Genomic DNA, 25,636 nt, shown 5'->3' with positions numbered 1-25,636 from the left:
CCCATTAGTACTCACCATCCTTTACTTTCTCAATAATCGATTCTGCTTCTTTGTCAAATTTGTTTGCTTTACTCACATAAGTCATACATAAAATCCATGTCATGATAAATTGAGCAAAAGCAAAAATCCAAACCATTGTAATGTCACCTATTACTTTGACATTTAATACTGTTGTGAATGATGTTAAGACTGGTAAAGTAAAGTAGAAGAGTATAAAAAAGATTGAGACCGGTACGATAAATGAATTCTTCTTTTTTACCAATTTCTTAAAATCTTGACTCTCAGCAATTGCTACATAAGCATCAGCTGTAATCTCTTTATCGCGTTTCTTCGAAGTTTTTTCAGAAGAATCTGAATTTTTAACGCCTTGGAGAACGCTTTCAAGTTTTTGATCCATAAAATTTCCCCCTTTATAAAAGTAAGAGTTAGCAGCGATTACCAAAAACCCTTGAGATAATCATATTCAAATTTGTCTAAAATAGCAATCTTTTTCTATGAAAAAATAAAAAACTTTCTATATTATGTTGTTTTTTTTCTGTATAAATCAAAAATATCCTAATTTCAACATCTGATTAAGATGAGGAAATTAGGATATTTGTAAAAATAACGCGTGTTTATTATCAAAAACCATGTATAAATAACAAATTCTTTAATATGCTAGTTCTATTGTAGTGTTATATTAGAAAATATGTGTTTAAGCGACTAAATAAATAGATTTAATTATGAAATAATGGTTTTTTCGACTGTATTTCCCAATTCTTTTTCCGGTAAAACATTACGGAAAAGTTTTTTAACTATTAATAGAGCAATTATTGTTAGCCCTTCAGCTAAAGGAAAAGCTAACCAAATAAATTGGGATCCAAAATAGTTAGGTAATATCCAAAGTAATGGTAAAAATAATACAAGACTTCTTGCCATTATGATAAACATAGATAATCGAATTCGCTTAATAGATTGATAATATTCGGCCATTATTAAGTTGAAACTTAAAAATAAATACCCTATGAAGAAATAAGAAATACCTTCTTTTGTAAAAGCAATAACCTCTGGGTCCTTCACTCCGAATAACGCAATCATTGGATCTGCGAATAACAAGCCAATTAGTAAGACGGCTGCACCGAAGCCAATACCTGTTATTAAACCAAGTTTTAAAAAGGATTGTAAGCGACCATAAAGTTTAGCACCAAAATGGAAACTCACAATAGGTTGTAGGGCAGCACCAATGCCTAAGAAAACCATTAGGAAAACTACATGTAAGTAATTCACTACGGCGTAAGAAGTTACACCGATTTCACCAACAAAATGACTAAATGTAATATTATAAGCCACGACAATAATAGCGGCAGAACCTTCAACTACAAAACTCGGTGAACCGATTTTTAGTATTTCTACCATCGATTTATAATCAACGGAGAATTTAACAAATCGTAGGACACTTTCTTTACGCACAAAATGATACAGTAAGACGATGACACCAACTACTGTAGAAAGTACTGTTGCATATGCTGCTCCAGCTACACCCATATCCATCATGAAAATGAAAATGTAGTTGAAAACGATATTTAATACTGAAGTAGTAATTAATCCAAACATAGCTAGTTTTGGGTTACCATCATTACGGATGAAAATACTTAGAATATTCTCTAATACATAGACAATACCAAATAGTAAAATAACATGTAAATAATCTTCGACATAAGGAAGAATTTCATCACTGGCTCCAAATAAATAAGCAATTTCTTGTTGCTTCCATAAGCTGAAAACAACTAAAATCCCGACAATTGATATAGCTAACACAAATGACTGGGTAAAAATCGAACGAGCTTTGGCGATATTTGCTTGACCAATTGAAATGGAATACAACGTAGCTCCTCCCATGCCGATCCACAAAGAAATCGACAAGAGAATAGAGAAAATAGGTACAGCAATGTTTATTCCCGCAAGAGCTTCTGGACCAATTCCATTACTAACAAATATGCCATCCACTAATATATTGATAGACATTAAAAGCATCCCTAAAAGAGAGGGGAATAAATAAGATGCAAAAACTTTAGGAACCGAATTATTTTGTAACTTAAACGTTGAATCTGACATTAATAATACTCCTTAAAAAGGAGAAGCACACATTTCCGTTTATAATGTGGGGTTAAACTATACAGCTTTAACCATAACCTTCTCGTTGTGAACATCTAGTTCACCATTAAATTCAAAACCAAATTTCTTATATAAATGAATTGCACCTGGATTATCTTCATATACACTTAAATATATTTTTTGACAATTAAATTCATTTGTTAATTTCTTGATTAATGCTTGAAGCATAATTTTTCCTAACCCTTTCCCTTGGAAATTAGCATCTATAAGGAAACGATCTAACCAAACTTGATCTCCATCCTCATTTGGGAAATATCCATACATCGCAAAGCCAACTAACTTGCTATCTGCGTATAATCCAACAGGGTGGTAATGTAAATCTTCTTTAGCTTCTTGCAAACATTCTTGAGGTGTTTCAATAAATCCTTTTTGCTCTTTTGCCACACTTAATTTCAATATGGCCCTTTCATTTTCTTGCGTTACGTCATGAATCTCTATACTCATGACTATCAGTTCCCTTCAATAGAAAAAAATTCTTTTTACTTACCATTTCACATGGTATATTTGAATGATAAGGTATACGGTAACCGTATAGTCAAGGGAGAAGACTTAAATGAGCGAAAATTTACGTAAATACTTCACAACTGGTGAATTTGCAAAAATCTGTCATGTAAAAAAACAAACACTTTTTCATTATGATGAAATTGGTTTATTGACACCTGAAATCAAAACAGCAAAAGGATATCGATATTATTCTTACCAACAATATGAAGTTTTTGCAGTCATAGAGCTTTTAAAAGAGCTGAAAATGCCGTTAAAAGAAATAAGAGCTTTTTTACAAAATAAAACGCCAATTGAATCAATCGAATTATTAGAACAACAAACACAATTGATCGAGAAAAAAATCGAAAATCTTACTCATCTACGAGAAATACTAGATACTAAAATAGCCATAACAAAAAACGCATTACAAACAGACTTTGAAAGTATTTCATTAGTATATTCTGAAGAAGAGTTGCTATTAAGAAGTGACAGCACACTTGACACTACAGACAAGGAGTTTCTAAAATCGGTTTCCAACTTTATCAATTATAGTGACAACTATGAGTTATATAGTGGCCATCCTATAGGTGCAATCCTTCACAAAGATAAAATATTGGAAAGGGATTTTGAAAATTATTCATTTTTATACACCAAAATGAAGAAAGGTTGGCAGGGAGAGAATATTTGGTCGAAACAATCTGGCTTTTATATCGTCGGATATCATATAGGCGATGAAGTCAATATTTTTGAAACTTATGATAGGTTGATTGCGTATAGTATAGAGCATCAGTTACAATTAAAAGGCTATTCATATGAAGAATATATTTTAGATGCAGTATCAGTTAATGGTATTGATAATTACGTTACTAAAATAATGATAGAGGTTGAAAAAAGTTGATATCCATTGGCGCTATGGGGGACACATCAGATGACTGTACAAATTCAACGACCAACGGATATACCATTACTAGCAGTATTTTTAGAAATGATGAACAATCAGAAAGAACATCATATAGGGTTTTGTAGTTTAGAGCGTCATACTATCCATTCCAAGCTTACTTATTATTTCTCTGATTTGCCATTAAAAGAATCATTCGTAGTCGCTTATGATCATGGGGAAATTATTGGAGCACTGGGTTTTGATGTTTATATGAGTTTAAACAAAGCAAAAGTTTGTGGACCTTTTGTCAAATATCCAAACAAATATCCTTTGTTAGCTGAAGATATGTGGCTGGCTCTAAATGGAGACATGCCGACTGACCTGCGAATATTTGAATTTCTCGTAAATGAAAGTAACTATAGCATGCGTCAGTTACTATTAAAGCTACAGGCAAATGAAATAAAACGAATGTTTTTAACAAAGGCATTTAGAAATACTATTGAAAAGCATGCTAATGAAGAAACATCTGAAATACAATCCAATGTACATCCTTTTCATTTATCGTTTTGTAAGTTCTTGAAAATCGAAGATGATGAATGGCTTAAGTTCACATCTACTTTAAATGAGGAACAGAAACTATTTTTCTACATAGATGAAGTAAAAAACATTTCAGGGTATGCATATGTAAGAGTTGAACCCATGCACTATTTAGGAGAAATTCATCATTATACATTTCAAAGCAGCTTACAGAAAGAAAAGCGTACTCAGTTATTAAGGAAATCATTGATGCATATCTTTTCCTATCATCCTTTTACACAAACTGAGTTATTTCTAGACGTAGATGAACAGTTGGATGTTTTTACAGATGCAGGTTTTAAAGTAACTGATGAAATGATCTATTATCAATTTATTAAAACGACTTAATAAGTCAGTTTAAGGTGGGCGGTTGTGTTGTCAAAGAAAATATTCGTATTAACAGGAGCACTATTAATTTTTGTATTAGTAGGGTATTATTTTTTAATTGTGCATTCCGATATTACAAGGCATGCAGAGCGAATGATAGAAGCGAAAATTCCAAAAGGAGCTGTACTTGTATCTAATAGTGACAGGCACAAGCAGTTCAAAACAAACGGAGAATTTTATGCTGAATACCTTATGAAACCAAAGCAAGTTAAAAGATTTAAAGAATCAATTGAAGAACATGACAAATGGCAACCATTACCTGCTAGTGAAGAGTTTCAACAATTAGTAGCTAAGCAAATTCAACACGCTCTACCAACTGATGAACAGACCGGGAAATACTACTTTAAAAACAATGAGAATGACGATTCCGTTCAAGACATTATGGAAAGTGAGACGTACGACTTTACAGTAGCTGTTTTAAATGAACAGGCGGGTAAACTATATATATTAAAAAAAGTACGGTGAATCGGATAGGTATTGAGTGGAATATCACTTCACCTATATCCATTTGCCAACTTCGTTTTCAATATTAGAAGTAGTGAAGAACTACTCTTTTCAAAAATAAACTAAGACTGCTTAAATACTATAGCAGTCTTTTTTTGTTTCCAAAAGTAGAAAAGTTCTATACTATAAACGGTAAGGTAAGTATTTTAAATAGGAAGTGATGGATTTGATTCATATAAAGAAAAAGTCTCGTTCAATATATCCAATCATTGTGCCTACAAGTTATGGTAATGTAGGTACGATTAATAGCTATATTTTAAATGACGGAGATTCATTATCTTTAATAGATGCGGGGATTAATACAAACAAATACAAAGATGCATTGACGATGACATTGTCTGAAAATGGATATCAAATAAATGATTTATCTCGTATTCTTTTGACTCATCATCATGAAGATCATGTGGGCCTAGTCAATTGGATTTTACAGAGAAATGATATCCCTGTTTATGCACATCATGAAGCCATTCCTCGTCTAATGGTGGAACAAGAATTTCTTGTGATGAGAAAGAAATTTTTTACTGAACTATACATATCGATGGGGTGCATAGAAGAAGCGCAGCCTCGCCTTGAAAAATTACAACAGACAATTGAACATAAAAATGAACTCGCTCTTCAAACAGTCATTCGTCCAATAGGAGAAGGGGATCGTATCTTAGGCATGAAAGTATTAGAAACCCCAGGGCATTCTGCTGATTCTATTAGTTTTTATGATGAGGAAAGGCAATGGTTATTTGCAGGGGATGTAGTTTTAAAAACGACTTCATCAAATGCAATTGTAGATCCAGATATAAAAGGTAAGCGTCTACATCCTGTGAGACAACATGAGAAATCATTAAAAAGGCTAGAGCAATTAGAAATAGAATACCTTTTTGCTGGGCATCAAGAAATTATTGAAGACCATCAAAATGTCATCTTGCAAAAGCTAGATAAGATGCAACGTAAAGCGAATCGTTTATATTCAGTTATTAAAGAAGGGATACACCATCCGAAAGAAATAGCACAAGATTTATATCGTCATAAGTACAATACAGAGTTTTCTCTTGTTATGTCAGAAGTCATTGGCTACTTAGACTATTTAGAAGAAGGTGGCCTCTTAAAGAAATCATTGCAAAATGACGTTTGGCACTATAAAGCACTGTAATAACAAAACCCACACCATTCAGGGTGTGGGTTTTGTTTGGTGTTAGTCCTTCATTTTGAATGTTCGTCTACATGCTTTAAAACACCTTTTTATTTGCCAAACGTTTTGTCCTCCATTCATAACTACTGTTTGAAAATTCCTCCTGCATTTTCACAAACCCAATTGCAATATATTCTAACTTTTCTGTATCATTTGACTTTTCATATAAATGAATCATTTCGGATAATAAGATTATAGATAATTTTTATATTTATAATGTTCTAATAATTATTTAGATAAAATTAGTCCCTCTATCGCTTCTTCGTCTTTCTCAAGTTTATTGTTTGATTTTTACATAATAATATTTAATTGTATTTTTTGCCTAATAGAGTATTATTGGTATTTTAATCATTAGTTAAAATTTCTAAATCAATAGAAGCTTCTTCTACCTCATTATTCAATAATAGTATTTCTATTAAATTTAAATAAATTGTAAATTTAGGGATAAAAATAAATTTTTATAGTTTTTATACAAATAAAAGTACTTTTTACCGAAAATGTAGGATACATACTATTAACCTTCTTAAATCCAGATAAAACATATATTTCATTAACAGTTGCGATGATCTTCTACCTCGGTTGCAAGTGAGATTGTTATCAGTAATGTGTGCTCAGCTGCATTATAATCGCCTTCACCTTAATCGAATCGTACGTTTCTTGTAATTTGTCAATGTTACTTTCAAGCGTTCCGCCACTAGCTTCCTTCCAATTTATAAAAAATTTCGTCCTTTTAAGACACTTTTAGTAATCACTTTCGCATTACAATTATTAACTACTATAACGCGTTTTTCCAAATTCTATTTTGATTTATTGCTAAAATAGGGGAGAAAACTCGAAAAATAAAAGCGATTCGAGACCTGTAATGATGCGTGTATTGCATTCTCGAATCGTCTGAGAGTGAATTTGAAGCAACCTAATTTTTGGGAGAAAACAGAACGTTTTGGAAGGAGGGTTTTGATAAAAATAGTTTTTCAAAATAAGGTTCCCAAATATGCATTTGGGAACCTTTTTTATGCTAAAATAAGAGTATAAGAGGTGACCAATTTTGCAAAATACATACCCAAAAGTAATGAGAGACTTCCTAGTTTATTTAACAGCAATTAAAGGAAAGTCAAAAAGAACACGTGAAGAATATGAATATGATTTATTATTATTTTTTAGATTCTTAAAAGCTGTACAACAAGATATAGAAATAAAGTTAGTGGATCAAATAGATATATCAGACATAACTATCGATTTTATCCGAGAAATATCATTAGAAGACATGTACTTGTTTTTAGAGTATTGTGAGGAGCAAAGACGAAATAGTGCCCATGCGAGAGCAAGAAAAGGTGCTACATTAAAATCCTTTTTCAATTATTTGAAATCAAAACGACACTTAATAGAAGATAACCCTGCAAGTGAGTTAGAATCTCCTAAAATAGGGAAGCGACAACCTATTTATATGACGATGGAAGAGGCAAGAATTTTCATAGATGGAATAAAGGAATCTACGCATTACTATCGTAATTATTGCATGATTACCTTCTTTTTAAACTTAGGAATACGTGTAACAGAGCTATGTAAGCTGAATTTAACCTCCATACAAGGTGACTATTTAACTGTTACAGGTAAAGGTGATAAGGAAAGAACCGTTTTCTTAAATGAAGCTTGTCAGAATGCTCTATCACGTTATTTAAAAAAAGAACGCTATGCTATTAAAGACTCAGATACGAACGAGTCCCTATTTCTATCACAGAAAGGAACACGCCTAACAAGGCAACGTGTTGCTAAAATAGTAAAAGAGATTAACGAGCAGTCAGGATTAAATAAAACAAAGCTAACACCACATAAATTACGTCATACTTCTGCGACAATGATGTATAAAAGTGGGGCAGATATTCGTAGTTTACAGCAGATTTTAGGGCACTCTAGCGTTTCTACAACGCAGATTTATACGCATGTAGAGGATAAAGAAATTCAACAAGTAATTGAAAACAATCCATTTAATCAATTAATTTAATAAGAACAATGTATTTCACTTAAAAATCCGCACTCATATTGAGTTAGCGGATTTATTTTATTTAATTCTATTTACACAGTACTCTATTAGTACTATAATTCCTTATTATTACATTATTATGAGGAGGTTTCATATGTTTACAGTAAAGATTGATGAGAAATTGCAACTGAAGTTATTACAAGAGCATGATGCACAAGAGCTATTTACAGTTATGATGGGTTCAAAAGAGAGTTTAAGAGAGTGGTTGCCCTTTATAGATTCAAATAAATCTGTTGAAGATGCATTGGAATTTATCCGGTCAACTATAAAGCAATTTTGTGCTAATGATGGCTTCCAAACAGCTATCGTATATGAAGGTAACATAGTTGGAGTTATTGGTTTTCACCATATTAATTGGCAAAACAAGTCTACAAGTATCGGATATTGGTTATCGAAGGACTATGAAGGGTTAGGTATTATGACCAAATCAGTACATAAGCTTATGGATCATGCCTTTCATGATTTGAAGCTAAAACGTATAGAAATTCGCGCAGCTATTGAAAATAAGAGAAGTAGAGCGATTCCAGAAAGGTTAGGAATGACATTAGAAGGTATTAGTCGTCAATCAGAGTGGTTATACGATCATTTTGTAGACCATGCCGTTTATAGCATTCTTCTTGAAGAATGGGAAATTAAGTAGTTGAGACCATCTTGAATGGTCTTTTTTTTAGTAGTTTACATAATATTATTATGTAAACTACTAAAAAATACAGGTAAAAAATTAATAGTTATTATTGCCTAATATTTAGAATTTTATATATTTTAAGCTTGGTTAGAAAAGTTATTTGTAAAATCTTTTTAAGATAATTCGAGAAAAATTAGCTTATGAAATTTCTATTTCATTTTTTAGATTCAGACAATTGAACTAGCTAAAATTATTGATAATCCCATTTGATTTTTGATGTTTTTCAATTATTTTACAGTCAGGAACCTATAAAATGTAGAAAAAGTATATCTCTATTACTATAAATACTATATTAATAGTGTAATAATTTGATAATAGGAGATTTTTATTCAAACTTTAATTTTTTCATACTTTTTTCAGTTTAGGACTTTTTACCTTTTGTTTTTATTTGAATAATAGCCTTATATTGGTTGTGATAAAATAGTAACAAGAGAGAAATTGCTCGAATAATGCCGAACTGATTAGGAGTGAGGTCAAATGGACCAAAGTTATAGTCAAGCGACAGGTCTTAGCCAGCTTAATGATGCGTATACAGTACAACAATTAATAGATATTCAGCATGCATTAGACCAATCTATTATTGTTGCTATAACAAATAATCAAGGTATCATTACATTTGTAAATAATCATTTTTGTACCATTTCTAAATACAGTAAAGATGAGTTAATTGGGCAAGATCACCGTTTGTTGAACTCTGGTCATCATCCTAAAGCTTTTTTTAAAGAATTATGGCGTACAATTGGGAGCGGGAAAATATGGCGTGGTGATATTTGTAATCGTGCAAAGGATGGTAGTTTATACTGGGTGCAAACAACAATCATACCTTTTTTGAACGAAAAGGGTAAACTTTACCAATATGTATCGATTCGGACAGATATAACAGAACAAAAAAATATAAAAAAGCTAAAACTCTTTGCTTACCATGACGAATTGACAGGCTTATATAACCGTCGAATGATGAATATATGTTTAGCAGATCTATTCAAAAATGCACATAAAGAAGGTTTTTCATTGTCACTCTTAATGATGGATATTGACCGTTTTAAGAGTATTAATGATGGATTAGGTCATTTAACAGGGGATCTATTTCTAATTGAAGTAGCGACACGCCTGAAAAGATTAGGTATCGATGAAAAATCACTGTTTCGCTATAGTGGTGATAAATTCGCCATTATTATGAAGAATAATGAACAAGCTATTTGGAAAGCACATCAAATAATGGCTAATTTTGAAGAAAGTTTTTTGATTGAACAATTTGAATTTTATTCTTCCATCAGTATTGGCATAAGCTCAAGCCTAGCCGATGCAAGTACACCAGAGGACTTAATAAAATGTGCGAATGTCGCCTTGCTTGAGGCTAAAAAGAATAAAGTCAGCAATTACATACAATATGAAAATACGATGAATAGTACTCATAATCAATTCCTGCTGCTAGAAACAAAACTCCGTCATGCTATAAAGCAAGATGAAATTCAACTGTATTATCAACCGAAAATCGATTTAGAAACAAATCAATTAATCGGAATGGAAGGTTTAATTCGTTGGTATGATAAAGATTACGGCTTTATCTCTCCATCTAAATTTATCCCTTTTGCAGAAGAGTGCGGATTGATTAGTTCTATTGGTGAATGGACATTAAAAAGAGCTTGTAAACAAATGAAGAAGTGGCTTGATGAATATGGGTTTGATATTCGTATTTCAGTTAATATTTCGCCTATTCATTTGAAGGAAAGAAATTTTGTACACAATTTACGTGCAGTATTAAGAGATACAGGTTTACCAGCTAAAAATTTAGAGTTGGAAATTACCGAAATGAGCTTAATGCATCAAACAGAAGAATTAATTGAAACGTTTAATCAAATAAAAGAACTGGGTGTAATCATCGCGATTGATGATTTTGGAACAGGTTATTCCTCACTCAGCTATTTAAAGCAGTTTCCAATTGATGTTTTGAAGATTGATCAATCTTTCATCCGTGGATTAAAAACAGGACTTAGTAATGTCGCAATGGTGACTGCTATTATCAAATTAGCGCATGCATTAAATATGAAGGTGGTTGCTGAAGGAGTAGAGACGGAAGATGAATTGTATATCGTCCGTGAAAACCTATGTGACTTTGCACAAGGATATTACTTTAGTAAGCCATTACCGACTGATGAATTTTCCGCAAAATTGCATGAATTATATGTTTTGAGAATGTAATGAAGTGCTTTTTATAATAAGAAAACCATATAAAAAGGTCGCCACTATACGCTGTGGTGACCTTTTTGTTTGTTTTTTTGAATGGATTTTATAATCTGATCCCAATACGTTGTTGTTAGGTTTATAGTTCATAGGATTAAGTTAAGCCAGCAAGAACGAAAGTTGCACCGAGAGGGGTTCCAGTGACCTCTACAACACCCGATAGACCGACTTTGTTAGCGGCTATAATCATCATAAGTAACACCTCTAAGAGCATCTAGAGCTTCTTAAAATAGAAAGCTATCTAAAGGCACTAAGAATCAAACCTTATTTCATTAAAGGCCTAGTTAATGGAATAGCAAGGAACTTGACACCTCACCTTTTGGTGTCCTATAATCGATAAGACACTAAAAGGTGTCCTATTAGGTAATTAAAGTTTAATCGTTGACATTACAGGAAATAATAATGAAAAGGTGGGGGTGATTTTGAACGAAAAGGGTCAAGTGAGGGATGTTTATGACGCTGTTGCCGATCCAACAAGACGAAAATTACTTCGAATGTTATCAGATGTTGAAGAATTACCCCTACATGAGATAACGGTTCATTTTCAAATGGGGCGTACAGCAGTTTCTAAGCATTTGGCTATCCTTAAAGATGCGGATCTTGTAATTGCCCGAAAAGTTGGTAGAGAGACAAGGTATCGGTTGAATGCAACTCCGTTGAAAGAAATAAAAGATTGGGTATCTTTTTACGAAGGATTCTGGAAAGAGAGAATTATCAAATTAAATCTTATTTTGGAGGAACAAAAAATGAAACCAGATGTATCATTAGATTTTCAATTTACAAATTCAATCGAGCAGGTGTGGAACGCTTTAACAGATCCGGATACACTAGCGAAATGGATATGGAAAAATGACTTTAAACCGATCGTAGGACATAAATTTCAATTTAGAGCTGAGCCAAATGAGTGGTGGGATGGAATTGTAGATTGCGAGGTACTCGAAGTGGACGAGCCTCATACATTATCTTACACATGGTTAAGTGCTGGAGAAAGCACTACTATTACATGGACTTTGAAAAAAGGTTCAGATGGAACTATCCATCTACATCTAGATCAAACTGGATTTAGTGAAGAAACAAAAGCACGCCAAGGAGCTATCGAAGGAGCTAAATATGCTTGGACCAATATGGGTGCCCAGCTTGGAAAAGTACTAGCAGAACAGTAAAAATGATATCTTCTTTCTCATTGATGCCTGATGTTCAGGACCAACCTTTTGAGTAGGTATTTGAATATATAAATCAAATAGAAACGATGAGGATTAATATTAACCGTTTATACTAATAAACCATTCTTTAACAGGGCGCAATTCCGTAGCAAGAATTGTGCTCTTTCTTATGATATGAGGTAATTCTGAAGCAAGAAGGAAGCCCTTTTTATTTCGCACTTAATGGAAAAAAATATAAAAAAAGCGAGCAATTATCTGATATATAAGTGCAGACTAATTGCTGGAATTGTGCCATTAAATTGTTTCTTCAAAACGGTTTTAGAAATCTTCCTCTCAAGTTAGTATAAGATTGTCGATTCGAAAAAAACAACAAATTCAATTGAAGTTTTACAATTATGGCAATATTAAATTTACAGAATCGAGAGGGCATCATTATGAAAATCAATCAATTAATTGCAAATAATATTAACAATTTAGATGCCGTACTACCAGTAGATAAATCGTTAGGAATTGCTGGTTTGTCTGGATCTGGTAAAACGACTTTCTGTCAAACAATTGGTGAAGAATCCAAGAAGCGTCTCGTTTCTTTATTGCCAAAAGCTGAATATCAGTATTTATTTCCAACAATTATGGATACAAATTTTAGTGCCATCAAGATGGAAGAAATGCCTTTAGTCCTTTTCCTTGGAAAATCATCAATCTCTTCTAATCCGCGTTCTACAATTGGTACACATACAGGCGTATTTAAAGACATTCGTGTTACTCTTGCTGAAAAATTCAACCTGTCTCCAGAAGTTTTTTCATTTAATAATGAGTTAGGGTGGTGTCCAAGTTGTAAAGGTCGTGGAACAACTAAAAATGTCGAATGTCCTAAGTGTCAGGGGAAGCGCTATAATCAAGAAGTTGAGCAATATATGATGGAATTATTTGATAAACCACATAATATTGCCGATATTAACGACTTAAGCATTGAATCTATTATTTCACTTGCAGAAGTTTTAAATATTAGTGAAGGTAAACAACATATTCTCAAAAATATGATCAATATGAATATTGGTTACTTAACATTAAATCGCATTATGGGTACATTGTCAGGCGGAGAATTAACACGCCTGTACTTGGCAGAATTTATGGCATCAAGTGAAAATACCGTTATTATTATTGATGAAATATCTGTGGGTCTAGATCACCAAACGCTATTGAAAATTTTAGAACAGATTAAACAATTGGGCTATAAGAATCAAATTTGGCTCATTGATCATTCTGACACGGTGCTTGACGCAACGGATGAGCAATTGTTTTTTGGTCCAGGTAGTGGTAAATACGGCGGGAAAATTGTTGAAGAATCACCACGTCCAAAACCAATCATTTGGGAACAAAATGAAGCATTGCCAACAGGTTACTATCAATTCAAAGAGCTTTACTGTCGTAATATTCAAATGGCAGAAATTCAGATTCCTCAAAATAGACTTGTAACGTTTACGGGTGAATCAGGATGTGGTAAATCGACACTTGTTAATGAATGTATGGCCAAAGACTTTCTGAAGCGATATCCAAAAGATAAAATTGTTATGGTCGGGCAAGAACGAAACCAATCGATTACGAGTCGGTCAACAGTTGCGACGTTTCTTGATATAAAAAGGAAACTCACAAAATATAGTGAAGATATTAATGATATTTTTCAGCGCTCGATTGAAGATATTATTGATGAACTCCCAGAAGGAGATATCGCTCATAAACGCTTGAGTTTATTGATCAAACTTGGACTTGGTTATTTGACGTTGGAAAGAAAAACACAGTCCTTATCGACTGGTGAATTTCAATGTGTCCATTTAGTTTCGGAGCTGTTTGCCAACTCTAGAAACCCACATACTCTTTTTATTTTTGACGAGCCTTCAAAAGGTTTATCACAAAATATCTTAAATCAATTCATCGATAGTCTGAGAAGCATTTTGCAAGATGAAACTGTCTCAATAATAATGATTGAACATAATGCGTATATGCTAGAAAACTCTGATTTTATCGTTGATTTTGGTAAAAGACAGCTTGCACCTGTAGAGCATCTAGATGTTGTCAGACATGAAGACTATTATCGTCAAAAAAACAGTGAAGACAGAGTTGTTCCGTTACGAATCTCTTCAACACTCAATCAACAAAATGGGGTTAACTACTTAAAAGAAAATCATATTGCCTATTTTAAAAATGCAGAAAACGTCTATAAGGGTGGCATCCTAAAAAGCTTATCATCAATGGCACGTTTGATTTATGGTGAATACGAATCGGAAACAATTGCACCCGTCATCGCTATTGATTTAGAACGGCATTTGTATAGTCAATATAGTTTTCTTTATGAAATGGGAGGCTTGATCAACCATATTGTGGCAGCTCATCCGACCAATAAAAATACGAATAGCTTTGATTTCTATAATCAAGAAAACCATTGTCCATCCTGCTCTGGGCGCCAACTAATTGAAAAATTTGATATAGATATTGTTATTCAGGACAAAACCGTGTCATTCTGGGATGGCCTATTCCATCCAGAAGTAATGAAGGTTTTAAAATTCTATCAATATCCAAAATTGCAATTCCTCTTTGATGAGATTAAGAATGAGCTCGGTCAGGATTTAAGTAAAAGTTTTAATGACATGACGGAAGCAGAAAAACACACCTTTTTATATGGGTATTGGGAAAGGTCATTCTATGATAAAGCAGGCAAAGCTTCGAGGATTTGGGAAGGCTTTAATTTAATCATTGGCCGCTATATATTTGTATCTAAATCGATTATTAAAGAGCAAATAAAAGCATCTAAAGAGTTGATTACCTGTCCAATCTGTGAAGGAACCGTGCTAAACCATCATAAAAAGCTAAAATTTGACGACACGGATATTCGAAAGATTATTCAGCAGCCTATTAATCAAGTGTTGAAAACAGTTGGTAAGTTACAGATACTAGAAAAACTAAAAGCTATCGTCGGTGGTGATATGACTTTGACTGAAGATGTCTCCTTATTACCTAGGGGAACACAGGTTGCTTTGAAAATGTTTGAACTGGAGCAGGGAAGCTTTGCCCATTATGAAATGGTTTTACAAAATGTACTACCTTTTTGGGGCAGTATTAGCGGCAATATCGAATCCATCAGCATGAATAATCGGATCACCATCTGTGATTTTGACAATATTACCGAAACGAGAGAAACGATCATTGATAAGTATTTCACCAATGGTAAATATAAAAAGCTTACCTATGTCTATGAAGCGTTTGGTTACAAAAAAATTGTCACTCAAATTAATAAGATTAAAAAAAGTCATCAATGTCCTTTCTGTAAAGGGAAGAAAGTAATTTCTGAAGATGGACTACATGATGGTGTGTATAAATTATCAGTACCATGTGTTAGTTGTTATGAAAGTGGCATCAATGATGAAGGGCGTAAGGAAATCGTAGATGGCATAGACGTGCAAACATGGTTAACTGGCAAAGTAAGTGATGTTGTTGCTGAAAGTCCAAATCTTGAGGCTGTAGCTCATATTCCAATTTTCAATCGTATTCGTGAGTTGAATAAGCGAGAGATGATGGGGATATATCAATTCCTTGAGCAAAATAATTAAATTAAATATAAAAAATGTGATATTTAAGTAAAGATTAGCTGTCACGCAATGAAGAAAACTCATTTGCAATAAAAAATTGCAAATGAGTTTTTATGCTATTCAGAAGAGGGATTGTTGGATTAAAATTGTCAACCTGGTTAGACAAAAGATTGGAGATTGGTTATGGACCCATGCATACTTGATCACAAACAACCATGAAGATTTGCAAGAGGAATTCATTAACTCCGATGTAAAGATAGTTCGTTCATTAAGTAATATAGAATACAACAATAAAGAATATGTGAATGAAGATATAGATGCTAGATGGATAGTATTTGGTATCAAACGAGGCTAGAATCGTATCTGATGCCTTTAATTTAGAAGGAAAAGTTATCATAATTGATTATAAGAGTCATATATTATAAAGAATTTTCTAAAATTTTCATTGACAATAGATTTCTAAAGTTGTAAATTAAGAATCAACAAAATAACTTTTTTCTTATCCAGAGAGGTGGAGGGACTGGCCCTATGAAATCTCAGCAACGGACGATGTACCGTGCTAATTCCAGAAGCGTATGCTTGAAGATAAGAAGAGTGCATGGACATATCGCCAACCTCTTCTTATCAAGGAGAGGTTTTTTTGTTTTAAAAAAATGATGAGGTGATGGATATGTCAACAGAATTAATCAATGCACTACAAACGTTAAAGGAAAAGAAATGGATTGATTTAACACATACTTTTGGAGCAGAAACACCACGTTTCAACGCATTTAAAGGGTTAGAAAAAACAACTCTATTTTCACATGATGATGGCTTTTTTGCTCAGAATTTTGCATTTGCTGGACAGTATGGAACACATTTAGATGCACCTATTCACTTTGTTCGTGATGCTCGTTATTTAGAAGAATTAGATTTAAAAGAGCTTGCATTGCCCCTTGTTGTAATAGATCATTCTAAAGATGCAGCAGAAAATCATGATTTCACCATTGCAGTTGAAGATATTTTGAAATTTGAGGCCGAACATGGAGAAATTGAGGCAGGTACATTTGTTGCTCTTCGTACGGATTGGAGCAAACGTTGGCCTGATGTTGAAGCATTTAATAACTTTGATGCAGATGGAAATCCACATGCACCAGGATGGTCAGTAGATGCACTTAAGTTCTTGTTTGAAGAGCGTCATATCAAAGCAGTAGGGCATGAAACTTTTGATACGGATTCTAGCATTTTATACCGTCAAAACAATGCATTACTAGGTGAACTATATGTATTGGAACAAGATACATATCAAGTAGAGTTGCTTACTAATCTAGACCAGCTACCTGCAAAAGGGGCTGTCATCTTTAACATCGTTCCTAAACCTGAGAAGGCTTCTGGCTTCCCAGTTCGATCATTTGCTATTCTGCCTTAAATATTCATCTAAAAAATACTAGCAAATGAATAATTGAAACTGAAGGTGAACTCTTTGGATATTAAAATTGATGATTTATCAAGAGATGAAGTTAAAGCGTTGTTGGAGGAGCATCTTCAAGGTATGGCACTAAATTCTCCACCAGAAAGTATACATGCGTTAACTATCGAGGAATTGAAAAAAACAGAAATTACTTTCTGGAGTGCATGGGAAGGCGGTGCATTAATTGGTTGCGGAGCACTAAAAGAACTGGATGCACACCATGGTGAAATAAAATCCATGCGTACTTCTTCATTATACTTACGGAGAGGCGTTGCAGGGCGTATGCTTGAGCATATTATTGAAGAGGCTAGGCACCGCAATTATAAGCGTTTAAGTTTAGAAACAGGTTCAATGGAGGCTTTTGAACCCGCAAAGAAGCTGTATTTGAAAAATGGGTTTCAATATTGTAGGCCATTTTCTAATTACATTGAGGAGCCGAATAGTGTATTTATGACATTAGAGTTATAAGTATATTGATTAATCATTCTATTAACAAAAAGATTAAATAAAAAACAATAAGAGCATGTTTTGAATAATCTTCATTCAAAACATGCTTTTTCTTTTTGTTCTTCTATATTTTAGTTGGACAATACAAGGCACTCTTTTTAATATTAAGAAAGCTTTGCAGAACAGCGAATAGCAGCAGCAATGGTTTTTATTTTTTGCTCATTTGCTATTAATGCTTGTTGAGCTTCTTCTAATGTTACTAGTTCGAAATGAATTTTAGCACCTGTTTGTAACTGTGCAAGGCTAGCTAAATCAGCAGTAATGACTTGAACCATTTTCGGGTAACCACCAGTTGTTTGGCGATCAGCCATTAAAATAATCGGTTTACCACTAGGTGGGATTTGAACGGTACCAAACGTAACAGCCTCTGATAATAATTCGAATTTCTCTGTCAAAGATAATGCTGGTCCCTCAAAGCGGTACCCCATACGATCAGCCTCTGTAGAAAGCGTGTAGGAGTTGTTTGTTAAGCACTGCTGACTTTCAGTGGTAAAACTATCCCACTCAGTACTAGGCATCACTCGTATTGTTTGTTGTTGATTTAATGAGATTAATTCGTTGTAATTTACAGACCACGAAGCAGGACCTACTAGTTGTATTGCATATTGATGTATTTCTTTATTTTTTTTAGTATAAGGTCCGATAATTACTTCATCCTGCTTTTGTAATGCTCTGCCTTCAAATCCGCCCATGCCCGCCTTTAAATATGTACTTTTACTATTCATTACAGTAGGAACTTGAATACCGCCAGCAAAGCTTACATAAGCACGACAACCTTTGTGGGCTCTTTTAAACTTTAATACGTCTCCTTTTTTCACAATAAATGGACGCCAAAGTGGTGTTGGTTCGTTATTAATCGTTGCAGTTAAATCTCCACCTGTAAGTGCAATTAGGTGGTCATCATTAAATTGTAATACAGTCCCAAATAATGAAACCTCAATTACGGCTTCACTTTCTAGGTTACCTACAAGAATATTCGCAATTCTTAATGAATAAGCATCCATAGCTCCACTAACGATGACTCCATATTTTTGTGACCCGAATCTCCCTAAATCTTGGATGGTAGTTAATAAACCAGGTTTAACGATTGTAACTGTCATGATCTTGTCTCCTTCAATTGTTTGTATTCTTTTTCTGATATTGGTTTAAAGCGAATACAATCACCTGCTTGTAAAAGAGAAGGAGGTGTTTCATTTGGTAAAAATAAATCGAGTGGTGTACGACCGATAATTTGCCAGCCACCAGGTGTTTCAAATGGATAAATTCCCGTTTGTTTACCTGCAATCCCAACCGAAAGTGCGGGAATGGCAAGTCTAGGTGTTTCTTTTCGAGGTGTTGCTATAGCTTCATTCATGCCTCCCATAAAAGCAAAGCCAGGTGCAAAACCAAGCATATAAACAAGACACTCATTCGCACTATGTAATTGAATGACTTCATCAGTCGTTAAGCCATTGATTTTGGCTACATATTCTAAATCTGGGCCGTATTCACCACCATAGACAACGGGAATGTCAACTACTCTTTGCGTGTGTTGTTTAACTGTTGTCATTTGAGTGATCAGTTGTTGCACATACTGACATACAAAGCTATATGATGTTACATTTCCATTAACCTTAAAAAGAGTGTAAGGATTGTAGTAGATTGTAATATTTGTATATGCTGGAACAGCTTCAATAAAACCTTCAAATGGCTGTTCCTCAAGCAATGATGCTAAATTTTGTAAGATAGTACAGTTCGATGGATCAATCGTATTTCCGATTTGAACCATCACTGCTGAATCTCCTAAAGGTTTAAATTTCACATGTTTAAATTCTTCTCCCATAGTGTACAACCCCTCATTTTGCGTTTTAAACATTATAATCATATAGATACATAAAGGTAAATGACAAGTAAGATATTTACATTTGATAATTCACTATAGTGAGAAAGTTCAAAAATAAATGTTTTCAGAATAATGATTTAGTGATAATATAAATTTTGTGTTAGAAAAACTGACATTAAATTGATTTTCAATTAGTAAGGGGCTGAGAAAATGTTTCGTGTAGACTTGAATTGCGATTTAGGAGAAAGTTTTGGTCAATACAAACTAGGGGAACAAGAAGAGATTTTAAATTATATTACTTCAGCTAATGTAGCATGTGGTTTCCATGCCGGAGACCCAACAGTGATGAGGGAAACTGTTAAAATGGCTATTGCAAAAGGGGTAAAAATTGGTGCTCATCCTGGATTACCAGATTTAAATGGCTTTGGACGTCGCCCAATGCAAATTACTCCTCAAGAAGGCTATGACATGGTCGTATATCAAATTGGTGCACTACAAGGGTTTTTATCTACTTGTGGAGAGAAAATGCAGCACGTAAAACCTCACGGAGCTTTATATAATATGGCTGCGAAAGACCAGGCATTATCTGAGGCTATAGCACAAGCTGTCTATGATGTCTCACCTGAACTTGTGTTATTTGGATTAGCTGGAAGTGAGTTAACGAAGGCAGGAGAAAAACTTGGTCTCCAAACAGTTCATGAAGTATTTTCTGATCGTACATATCAAGCGGATGGATCACTTACTTCACGTACACAATCAGATGCTTTAGTAACAGACGAAGAACAATCTGTAAATCAAGTCGTAACGATGGTCAAAGAAGGCTATATTGAGTCTCAACAACAAACGAAAGTATTATTGCGAGCGGACACTGTTTGTATCCATGGGGATGGAGTACATGCTCTTGCATTTGCAAAATATATTCGAAACACATTGGAGAAAAACAACATCAACGTTCAAGCATTTCACGTATAAAAAGGGGTTTTCATATGACAAAGGTTAACTTAGATCAAGGGCAAGGGAGAAAGAAAGTAGGACGCAGCGTCTTATTAGGAGCTGCTTTCCTTATGGCAACATCAGCGATTGGACCAGGGTTTTTAACACAAACGACGGTCTTTACACAACAATTAGGTGCTAGTTTTGCCTTTGTTATTTTAGTTTCACTTATTTTAGATGTCTTTGCTCAAATGAATGTTTGGCGTATCATCGCAGTATCAGGTATGCGTGGTCAAGAGATTGCCAACAAAGTACTTCCTGGTTTAGGTATTGTATTAGCCATCATGATTGTTATTGGTGGTCTAGCATTTAATATTGGTAACGTTGCAGGAGCTGGTCTAGGATTAAATGCTATGCTCGGCTTAGATCCGATTACGGGTGCAGTAATAAGTGCAATTTTTGCAATTTTCATTTTCCTTGTAAAAGAGGCAGGTAAAGCGATGGATAAGGTTGCACAAGCAGCTGGCTTTATCATGATTTTACTAATGATGTACGTTGCTTTTACAACATCGCCTCCAGTTGGTGATGCATTAGCTAATACATTTACACCTGAAAAACTGGATATTTTATCAATCGTAACTTTAGTTGGAGGAACAGTTGGTGGTTACATTGTATTCGCCGGTGGCCACCGCTTACTTGATGCAGGTGTTAAAGGTATAGAATCTTTACCAGATGTAACAAAGAGTTCTGTAACGGGTATTGCTGCTACAGGTATTATGCGTGTAGCTCTGTTTTTAGCAGTATTAGGTGTTGTACACCAAGGTTTAGCAATTGACCCTGCTAACCCACCGGCTTCTGTCTTTAAATTAGCTGCAGGTGAAATCGGTTATCGTATGTTTGGTGTTATTATGTGGGCTGCAGCTATTACTTCTGTAGTAGGTGCTGCATATACATCAGTATCATTTATTCGTTCATTCCATCCATTAATTGAAAAATATCATAACTGGGTAATTATCGCCTTTATCGTTGTATCAACTATCACATTTGCATTCGTTGGTAAACCTGTGAAAATTCTAGTTTTAGTAGGAGCAATCAATGCAATAATCTTACCGCTTGCACTTGGTACGTTATTGATCGCAGCATATAAAAAAGATGTTGTTGGTAATTATAAGCATCCGATGTGGTTAACCATCCCTGGTATTTTTGTTGTAGTTGTTATGGCTGTACTTAGCGTTCGTACACTTATTATCGAATTACCAAAACTATTTAGCTAGTGAAAAAGAAAGGGGAATTGTGATGACACAATACGATACGATGACTCCAGATGCTATTCGAGCATTAATTCGAAATGGTGAATTGACTGGACCAACAGCAGGTATGGCTAAAGGCTATACGCAAGCAAACTTAGTGATTTTAAAGAAAGAGTATGCTTATGATTTCTTATTATTCTGTCAACGCAATCCAAAATCTTGTCCACTAGTAGATGTATCCGATATTGGGTCATATACACCTAACTCTATTGCATCTGATGCAGATATTCGCAAAGATATTCCGAGATATCGAATATATCGTGATGGTGTTTTTACTGAAGAAGTAACCGATGTTACAGATTATTGGGAAGATGATATGGTATGTTTCCTACTAGGATGTAGCTTCACTTTTGAAACACCACTTCTTGCAAGTGGTATTCCAGTAAGACATATAGAAGAAGGCTGTAATGTACCTATGTATAAAACGAATATCCCATGTGAAAAAGCAGGTATTTTCGAAGGCCCAATGGTTGTTAGTATGCGTCCTATGAAACATGCCGATGCAATCCGAGCTGTACAAATTACTTCTCGCTTTCCAGATGTTCATGGCGCACCGATTCATATCGGAGATCCAAGCCGAATTGGGATTACAGATGTAAATACTCCTGATTTTGGAGATGCTGTAACGATCAAAGAAGATGAGGTTCCGGTATTTTGGGCTTGTGGTGTTACGCCTCAAGCTGTAGCGATGGAAAGTAAACCAGCTATAATGATTACGCACGGACCAGGCTGCATGTTCATTAGTGATTTAAAAGATGATAATTTAAGCGTACTTTAAGTTTTATAGCGCCCTCAAGTTAGAAACATAACTTAAGGGCGCTTTTTTATATATCTTTAGCTTATTTTATGCCACTAAATCCACAATCTATGTCCAATATTTCAAGTATAAAGTGGTGAACCACTTTATACTTGAAATTAGCTTGCTCAGCGCCAAATGGGATGCCACCTCTAACTTGTTCTAGATAACGTTGAATTACATCTTGTAGTTGCCAGTTTGTTGTTTTTAAAGGTATTCCTTCTTTTACCCCTCAACCTAAATGAGTAAATAGGGTTCCTCTTAGCTACTTCGGAAATAAACCATCATAGCATTAATTACCATTTATTATAATTTAATGTTTTTATACAAAAATAATACTTATTTCTTTAGTTTACATAATAATATTATGTAATCTAAACTCTATACTTTCAATTTTTTAAATGAGAACGTATTATTATAAAAGCAACTTATTTTTAATATGTTGTGATTCTTCACAAAGGAGATTGTTATATGAATGATAAGCGATTTAAGATTGCGCATCGTGAAGCCATCATTGGGGTGATTCTTGTAATCATCAATTTTAGTATTTGGTTTGGCTTTGCTTATGGGATGGGATCAGGAGATCCGTCTTCTTATACATATGTACTTGGTTTTCCAGCGTGGTTTTTCTATAGCTGTATTGCAGGTACTATTTTCATGGTCATCCTTATAATTTTCGTCATTAAATTCCTCTTCAAAGATGTGCCATTTGACGATGAGGAGGGTGAACACAAATGATACATTGGCAAGTGATTATTCCATTAGTTGTTTTTCTAGTAGTTATTTTTGGAATTGGGATATGGGCGAATCGCCAAGTCATGCAATCAAATTCGTTCTTGCAAGAATATTTCCTTGGCGGACGTGAAATGGGTGGCTTCTTACTTGCGATGACAATGATGGCCACTTACGGAAGTGCTGGTAGTTTTATTGGTGGACCAGGTGTTGCCTATAATACAGGCCTCGGTTGGGTACTTTTGGCCATGGCACAGTTACCAGCAGGTTACTTCGTTCTAATGATTCTCGGTAAAAAATTTGCAATTATTGCACGTAAATATCAAGCAATAACACTAATTGATTTTTTACGAGAACGATATCAAAGCAAAATAGTTGTCATTGTATCTGCAATCAGTATTATTTTATTTTTATTTGCTTCTATGGCAGCTCAGTGGATTGGTGGAGCGCGATTAATTGAGTCATTAACAGGCTTAAACTATTCTACTGCATTGTTTATCTTTGCAGGTGCTGTATTAATTTATGTGATTATTGGCGGTTTCCGTGCAGTAGCATTAACAGATGCAGTACAAGGTTCTGTAATGGTCATTGGGACAGTTATTTTACTTGTCGCTACGGTTATTGCTGGTGGTGGAATATCGAATATCATGAGTGATTTAGTAGCTGAAAATCCAAACCTTGTATCTCCTTATGGGGCAGATCGTAGTTTAACGCCATTATATGTTTCGACATTTTGGATTTTAATTGGGATAGGTGTTATTGGCTTACCTCAAATTGCCGTTCGTGCCATGTCATATAAAAACTCAAAAGGCATGCATACAGCCATTATCATTGGCACAATTGCACTTGCTACAGTTATGTTTGGCATGCATTTAATCGGTGTACTAGCACGTCCAGTATTACCAGGCGTAGAAATAGGCGATAAAGTGATGCCTTTACTAACGCTAAAAGTATTACCCCCTTATTTAGCAGGAATTGTTCTAGCTGCTCCAATGGCGGCCATTATGTCTACCGTCAATGCTTTACTTATTTTAGTAAGTTCAACTGTGGTAAAGGATATTTACTTAAACTATATAAAACCAACTGCATCAGATGCACAGATTAAAAAAGCAAGTTTCTATGTGACTACAGTTATTGGGATAGCAGTGGTACTAGTAGCTCTACGTCCACCAGATTTACTTATTTGGCTGAACTTATTTGCTTTCGGTGGATTGGAATCTGTATTCTTATGGCCGGTTGTATTTGGTCTCTACTGGAAAACAGGAAACAAATACGGTGCAATTGCATCGATGATTATCGGGATTTCATCTTATATCTACATTGATCAAATAATGCCAAGTGTATTAGGTATGCATACGGTTACGTTGCCGATTATCTTATCTTTAGTAGCATTTGTTGTAGTAAGTCTTGTTACGAAGGACAAAGTTAAGACTGGGACATCGATTATTTAATATAAAACACCAAACTTTCAATTAAAAAGTTTGGTGTTTTTATGTTGAAAAAACGGTAAATATTTTTTGATGAATCAATTGACAGATAACTCTGGCTGTTATATAGTAATAAAAAATAATTAATTTGTTATATAACAGGAGGGTATCCACATGGAAATGTATAGAGAAGGTTATGAAACGTATTGTCTAGCTTGTGAAAATTATGGTATGGAGTCGATGAATTTTTATCTTTACGTGAGAAACTTAACAGTAGAGCAGTTAAACGCATTCAATCAACATACGAAGGGAAGCGATGATTACGAAGTCTGATGCCATAGTAATTTTATAAAAACCCTACCCTTTGCTAAAAACAGGTAGGGTTTTATTATGTTTTTATTGTTTTAATACGAAAAAGTCTGAATTTTAATACAATAAAAAATATTAATTTACATTCTAAAACTTTTATGAAATACTTTAGATTAATAGACAATTAAATAGTTCTTATAAGAGTGCTTATGTTGATCATAAGCTAAAAGGGAAATCGGTGTAAATCCGATGCAGCCCCGCTACTGTAAGTGTGGATGAAATTGTTGCAAACCACTGGTGCATGTATAATGCGCTGGGAAGGAACAAGAGTAAATAGATACACAAGCCAGGAGACCTGCTTTTATAATGTAGTTTCAATCTTCGAGGGGGAGATTTGGAGCATCGAAGGCCTTTTTGTATATAACTGTACATTTTTCTGGCATTTCGCCGTCCAAAATCTCTTTGC

Annotated in this window: 22 protein-coding genes, 1 pseudogene and 2 riboswitches; of the genes and pseudogenes, 18 read left to right on the top strand and 5 right to left on the bottom strand. The window is 34.2% G+C overall.

Annotated features, from left to right (window positions below; all coding sequences use genetic code 11):
• Positions 1-4 precede the first annotated feature (4 nt).
• The 3 genes from BK137_RS07880 to BK137_RS07870 form a co-directional block, all read right to left on the bottom strand.
• Positions 5-397, bottom strand: a complete 393-nt coding sequence (locus BK137_RS07880) for a DUF485 domain-containing protein (protein WP_081730042.1) — start codon at positions 395-397, stop codon at positions 5-7.
• A 323-nt stretch (positions 398-720) separates the two neighbouring features.
• Entirely contained in the window at positions 721-2,094 is a 1,374-nt protein-coding gene (locus BK137_RS07875) for an MATE family efflux transporter (RefSeq protein ID WP_051448618.1), read from the bottom strand.
• 57 nt (positions 2,095-2,151) lie between these two features.
• Positions 2,152-2,598, bottom strand: a complete 447-nt coding sequence (locus BK137_RS07870; protein ID WP_038181564.1) for a GNAT family N-acetyltransferase — start codon at positions 2,596-2,598, stop codon at positions 2,152-2,154.
• 109 nt (positions 2,599-2,707) lie between these two features.
• Between BK137_RS07870 and BK137_RS07865 the strand changes: the two genes are divergently transcribed.
• From BK137_RS07865 to BK137_RS07810, 12 genes and pseudogenes are all read left to right on the top strand, one after another.
• Positions 2,708-3,535: a MerR family transcriptional regulator gene (locus BK137_RS07865; protein ID WP_038181570.1), complete on the top strand. Its 828-nt coding sequence runs from the start codon at positions 2,708-2,710 to the stop codon at positions 3,533-3,535.
• Between the two features lie 30 nt (positions 3,536-3,565).
• A complete protein-coding gene (locus BK137_RS07860; RefSeq protein WP_038181575.1) occupies positions 3,566-4,441 on the top strand; it encodes a hypothetical protein in 876 nt (291 codons plus the stop codon).
• Between the two features lie 27 nt (positions 4,442-4,468).
• Positions 4,469-4,945 (top strand): type 2 periplasmic-binding domain-containing protein, encoded by a 477-nt coding sequence (locus BK137_RS07855; RefSeq protein ID WP_038181580.1) that lies wholly within the window; start codon positions 4,469-4,471, stop codon positions 4,943-4,945.
• 205 nt (positions 4,946-5,150) lie between these two features.
• Entirely contained in the window at positions 5,151-6,128 is a 978-nt protein-coding gene (locus tag BK137_RS07850; RefSeq protein WP_051448619.1) for an MBL fold metallo-hydrolase, read from the top strand.
• Between the two features lie 1,084 nt (positions 6,129-7,212).
• The gene (locus BK137_RS07845; RefSeq protein ID WP_235175689.1) at positions 7,213-8,169 is read left to right on the top strand and encodes a tyrosine recombinase XerC; all 957 of its coding nucleotides are present in this window, start codon (positions 7,213-7,215) and stop codon (positions 8,167-8,169) included.
• A 133-nt stretch (positions 8,170-8,302) separates the two neighbouring features.
• Entirely contained in the window at positions 8,303-8,848 is a 546-nt protein-coding gene (locus tag BK137_RS07840; RefSeq protein ID WP_038181590.1) for a GNAT family N-acetyltransferase, read from the top strand.
• Between the two features lie 522 nt (positions 8,849-9,370).
• Positions 9,371-11,095: a putative bifunctional diguanylate cyclase/phosphodiesterase gene (locus BK137_RS07835; RefSeq protein WP_038181593.1), complete on the top strand. Its 1,725-nt coding sequence runs from the start codon at positions 9,371-9,373 to the stop codon at positions 11,093-11,095.
• Positions 11,096-11,631: 536 nt separating this feature from the next.
• Positions 11,632-11,745 (top strand): annotated as a pseudogene (locus tag BK137_RS22615) (ArsR family transcriptional regulator); the annotation flags it as partial.
• A gap of 138 nt (positions 11,746-11,883) precedes the next feature.
• The gene (locus BK137_RS22610; protein WP_038183008.1) at positions 11,884-12,300 is read left to right on the top strand and encodes an SRPBCC family protein; all 417 of its coding nucleotides are present in this window, start codon (positions 11,884-11,886) and stop codon (positions 12,298-12,300) included.
• Positions 12,301-12,734: 434 nt separating this feature from the next.
• Positions 12,735-15,905: an ATP-binding cassette domain-containing protein gene (locus tag BK137_RS07825; RefSeq protein WP_038181601.1), complete on the top strand. Its 3,171-nt coding sequence runs from the start codon at positions 12,735-12,737 to the stop codon at positions 15,903-15,905.
• Positions 15,906-16,380: 475 nt separating this feature from the next.
• Positions 16,381-16,476: riboswitch (SAM riboswitch) on the top strand.
• Positions 16,477-16,554: 78 nt separating this feature from the next.
• Positions 16,555-17,292 carry a cyclase family protein gene (locus tag BK137_RS07815; RefSeq protein WP_038181602.1) on the top strand — a complete coding sequence of 246 codons (738 nt, stop codon included), beginning with the start codon at positions 16,555-16,557 and terminating at the stop codon, positions 17,290-17,292.
• 54 nt (positions 17,293-17,346) lie between these two features.
• Positions 17,347-17,802, top strand: a complete 456-nt coding sequence (locus BK137_RS07810; RefSeq protein WP_038181604.1) for a GNAT family N-acetyltransferase — start codon at positions 17,347-17,349, stop codon at positions 17,800-17,802.
• A 143-nt stretch (positions 17,803-17,945) separates the two neighbouring features.
• Here the strand turns inward: BK137_RS07810 and BK137_RS07805 are convergent, their stop codons facing one another.
• Positions 17,946-18,941, bottom strand: coding sequence for a 5-oxoprolinase subunit C family protein (locus BK137_RS07805; protein ID WP_038181606.1), 996 nt, complete (start codon positions 18,939-18,941; stop codon positions 17,946-17,948).
• The gene (gene pxpB, locus BK137_RS07800; protein WP_038181611.1) at positions 18,938-19,663 is read right to left on the bottom strand and encodes a 5-oxoprolinase subunit PxpB; all 726 of its coding nucleotides are present in this window, start codon (positions 19,661-19,663) and stop codon (positions 18,938-18,940) included. The genes BK137_RS07805 and pxpB overlap by 4 nt, the downstream gene beginning before the upstream one ends.
• A gap of 210 nt (positions 19,664-19,873) precedes the next feature.
• Between pxpB and BK137_RS07795 the strand changes: the two genes are divergently transcribed.
• From BK137_RS07795 to BK137_RS07770, 6 genes are all read left to right on the top strand, one after another.
• The gene (locus BK137_RS07795) at positions 19,874-20,635 is read left to right on the top strand and encodes a LamB/YcsF family protein (protein WP_038181613.1); all 762 of its coding nucleotides are present in this window, start codon (positions 19,874-19,876) and stop codon (positions 20,633-20,635) included.
• Between the two features lie 14 nt (positions 20,636-20,649).
• A complete protein-coding gene (locus tag BK137_RS07790; protein ID WP_038181616.1) occupies positions 20,650-21,870 on the top strand; it encodes an NRAMP family divalent metal transporter in 1,221 nt (406 codons plus the stop codon).
• Positions 21,871-21,892: 22 nt separating this feature from the next.
• A complete protein-coding gene (locus tag BK137_RS07785; RefSeq protein ID WP_038181617.1) occupies positions 21,893-22,684 on the top strand; it encodes a putative hydro-lyase in 792 nt (263 codons plus the stop codon).
• Positions 22,685-23,173: 489 nt separating this feature from the next.
• Positions 23,174-23,440, top strand: a complete 267-nt coding sequence (locus tag BK137_RS07780) for a YhdT family protein (protein ID WP_038181624.1) — start codon at positions 23,174-23,176, stop codon at positions 23,438-23,440.
• A complete protein-coding gene (gene panF, locus BK137_RS07775) occupies positions 23,440-24,885 on the top strand; it encodes a sodium/pantothenate symporter (protein WP_179078258.1) in 1,446 nt (481 codons plus the stop codon). The genes BK137_RS07780 and panF overlap by 1 nt, the downstream gene beginning before the upstream one ends.
• A 150-nt stretch (positions 24,886-25,035) precedes the next feature.
• Complete coding sequence (locus BK137_RS07770; RefSeq protein WP_038181633.1) at positions 25,036-25,194, top strand: hypothetical protein; 159 nt, start codon at positions 25,036-25,038, stop codon at positions 25,192-25,194.
• A 160-nt stretch (positions 25,195-25,354) separates the two neighbouring features.
• Positions 25,355-25,547, top strand: a riboswitch (cobalamin riboswitch).
• Positions 25,548-25,636 lie beyond the last annotated feature (89 nt).

It is taken from the genome of Viridibacillus arenosi, from assembly GCF_001955655.1.
Classification (GTDB): Bacteria; Bacillota; Bacilli; order Bacillales_A; family Planococcaceae; genus Viridibacillus; species Viridibacillus arenosi.
The sequence above is the reverse complement of the archived record's forward strand: the minus strand, read 5'-3'. Positions and strand labels throughout refer to the sequence as shown.

Bases quoted from the DNA above. Each gene is read 5' to 3' on its own strand.
- BK137_RS07790 (WP_038181616.1), top strand. From the start codon at position 20,650: ATGACAAAGGTTAACTTAGATCAAGGGCAAGGGAGAAAGAAAGTAGGA.
- pxpB (WP_038181611.1), bottom strand. From the start codon at position 19,663: ATGGGAGAAGAATTTAAACATGTGAAATTTAAACCTTTAGGAGATTCA.
- BK137_RS07870 (WP_038181564.1), bottom strand. From the start codon at position 2,598: ATGAGTATAGAGATTCATGACGTAACGCAAGAAAATGAAAGGGCCATA.
- BK137_RS07835 (WP_038181593.1), top strand. From the start codon at position 9,371: ATGGACCAAAGTTATAGTCAAGCGACAGGTCTTAGCCAGCTTAATGAT.
- BK137_RS07860 (WP_038181575.1), top strand. From the start codon at position 3,566: ATGACTGTACAAATTCAACGACCAACGGATATACCATTACTAGCAGTA.
- BK137_RS07795 (WP_038181613.1), top strand. From the start codon at position 19,874: ATGTTTCGTGTAGACTTGAATTGCGATTTAGGAGAAAGTTTTGGTCAA.
- BK137_RS07770 (WP_038181633.1), top strand. From the start codon at position 25,036: ATGGAAATGTATAGAGAAGGTTATGAAACGTATTGTCTAGCTTGTGAA.
- BK137_RS07805 (WP_038181606.1), bottom strand. From the start codon at position 18,941: ATGACAGTTACAATCGTTAAACCTGGTTTATTAACTACCATCCAAGAT.
- BK137_RS07840 (WP_038181590.1), top strand. From the start codon at position 8,303: ATGTTTACAGTAAAGATTGATGAGAAATTGCAACTGAAGTTATTACAA.
- BK137_RS07875 (WP_051448618.1), bottom strand. From the start codon at position 2,094: ATGTCAGATTCAACGTTTAAGTTACAAAATAATTCGGTTCCTAAAGTT.
- BK137_RS07780 (WP_038181624.1), top strand. From the start codon at position 23,174: ATGAATGATAAGCGATTTAAGATTGCGCATCGTGAAGCCATCATTGGG.
- BK137_RS07880 (WP_081730042.1), bottom strand. From the start codon at position 397: ATGGATCAAAAACTTGAAAGCGTTCTCCAAGGCGTTAAAAATTCAGAT.
- BK137_RS07825 (WP_038181601.1), top strand. From the start codon at position 12,735: ATGAAAATCAATCAATTAATTGCAAATAATATTAACAATTTAGATGCC.
- BK137_RS07785 (WP_038181617.1), top strand. From the start codon at position 21,893: ATGACACAATACGATACGATGACTCCAGATGCTATTCGAGCATTAATT.
- BK137_RS07865 (WP_038181570.1), top strand. From the start codon at position 2,708: ATGAGCGAAAATTTACGTAAATACTTCACAACTGGTGAATTTGCAAAA.
- BK137_RS07815 (WP_038181602.1), top strand. From the start codon at position 16,555: ATGTCAACAGAATTAATCAATGCACTACAAACGTTAAAGGAAAAGAAA.
- BK137_RS22610 (WP_038183008.1), top strand. From the start codon at position 11,884: ATGAAACCAGATGTATCATTAGATTTTCAATTTACAAATTCAATCGAG.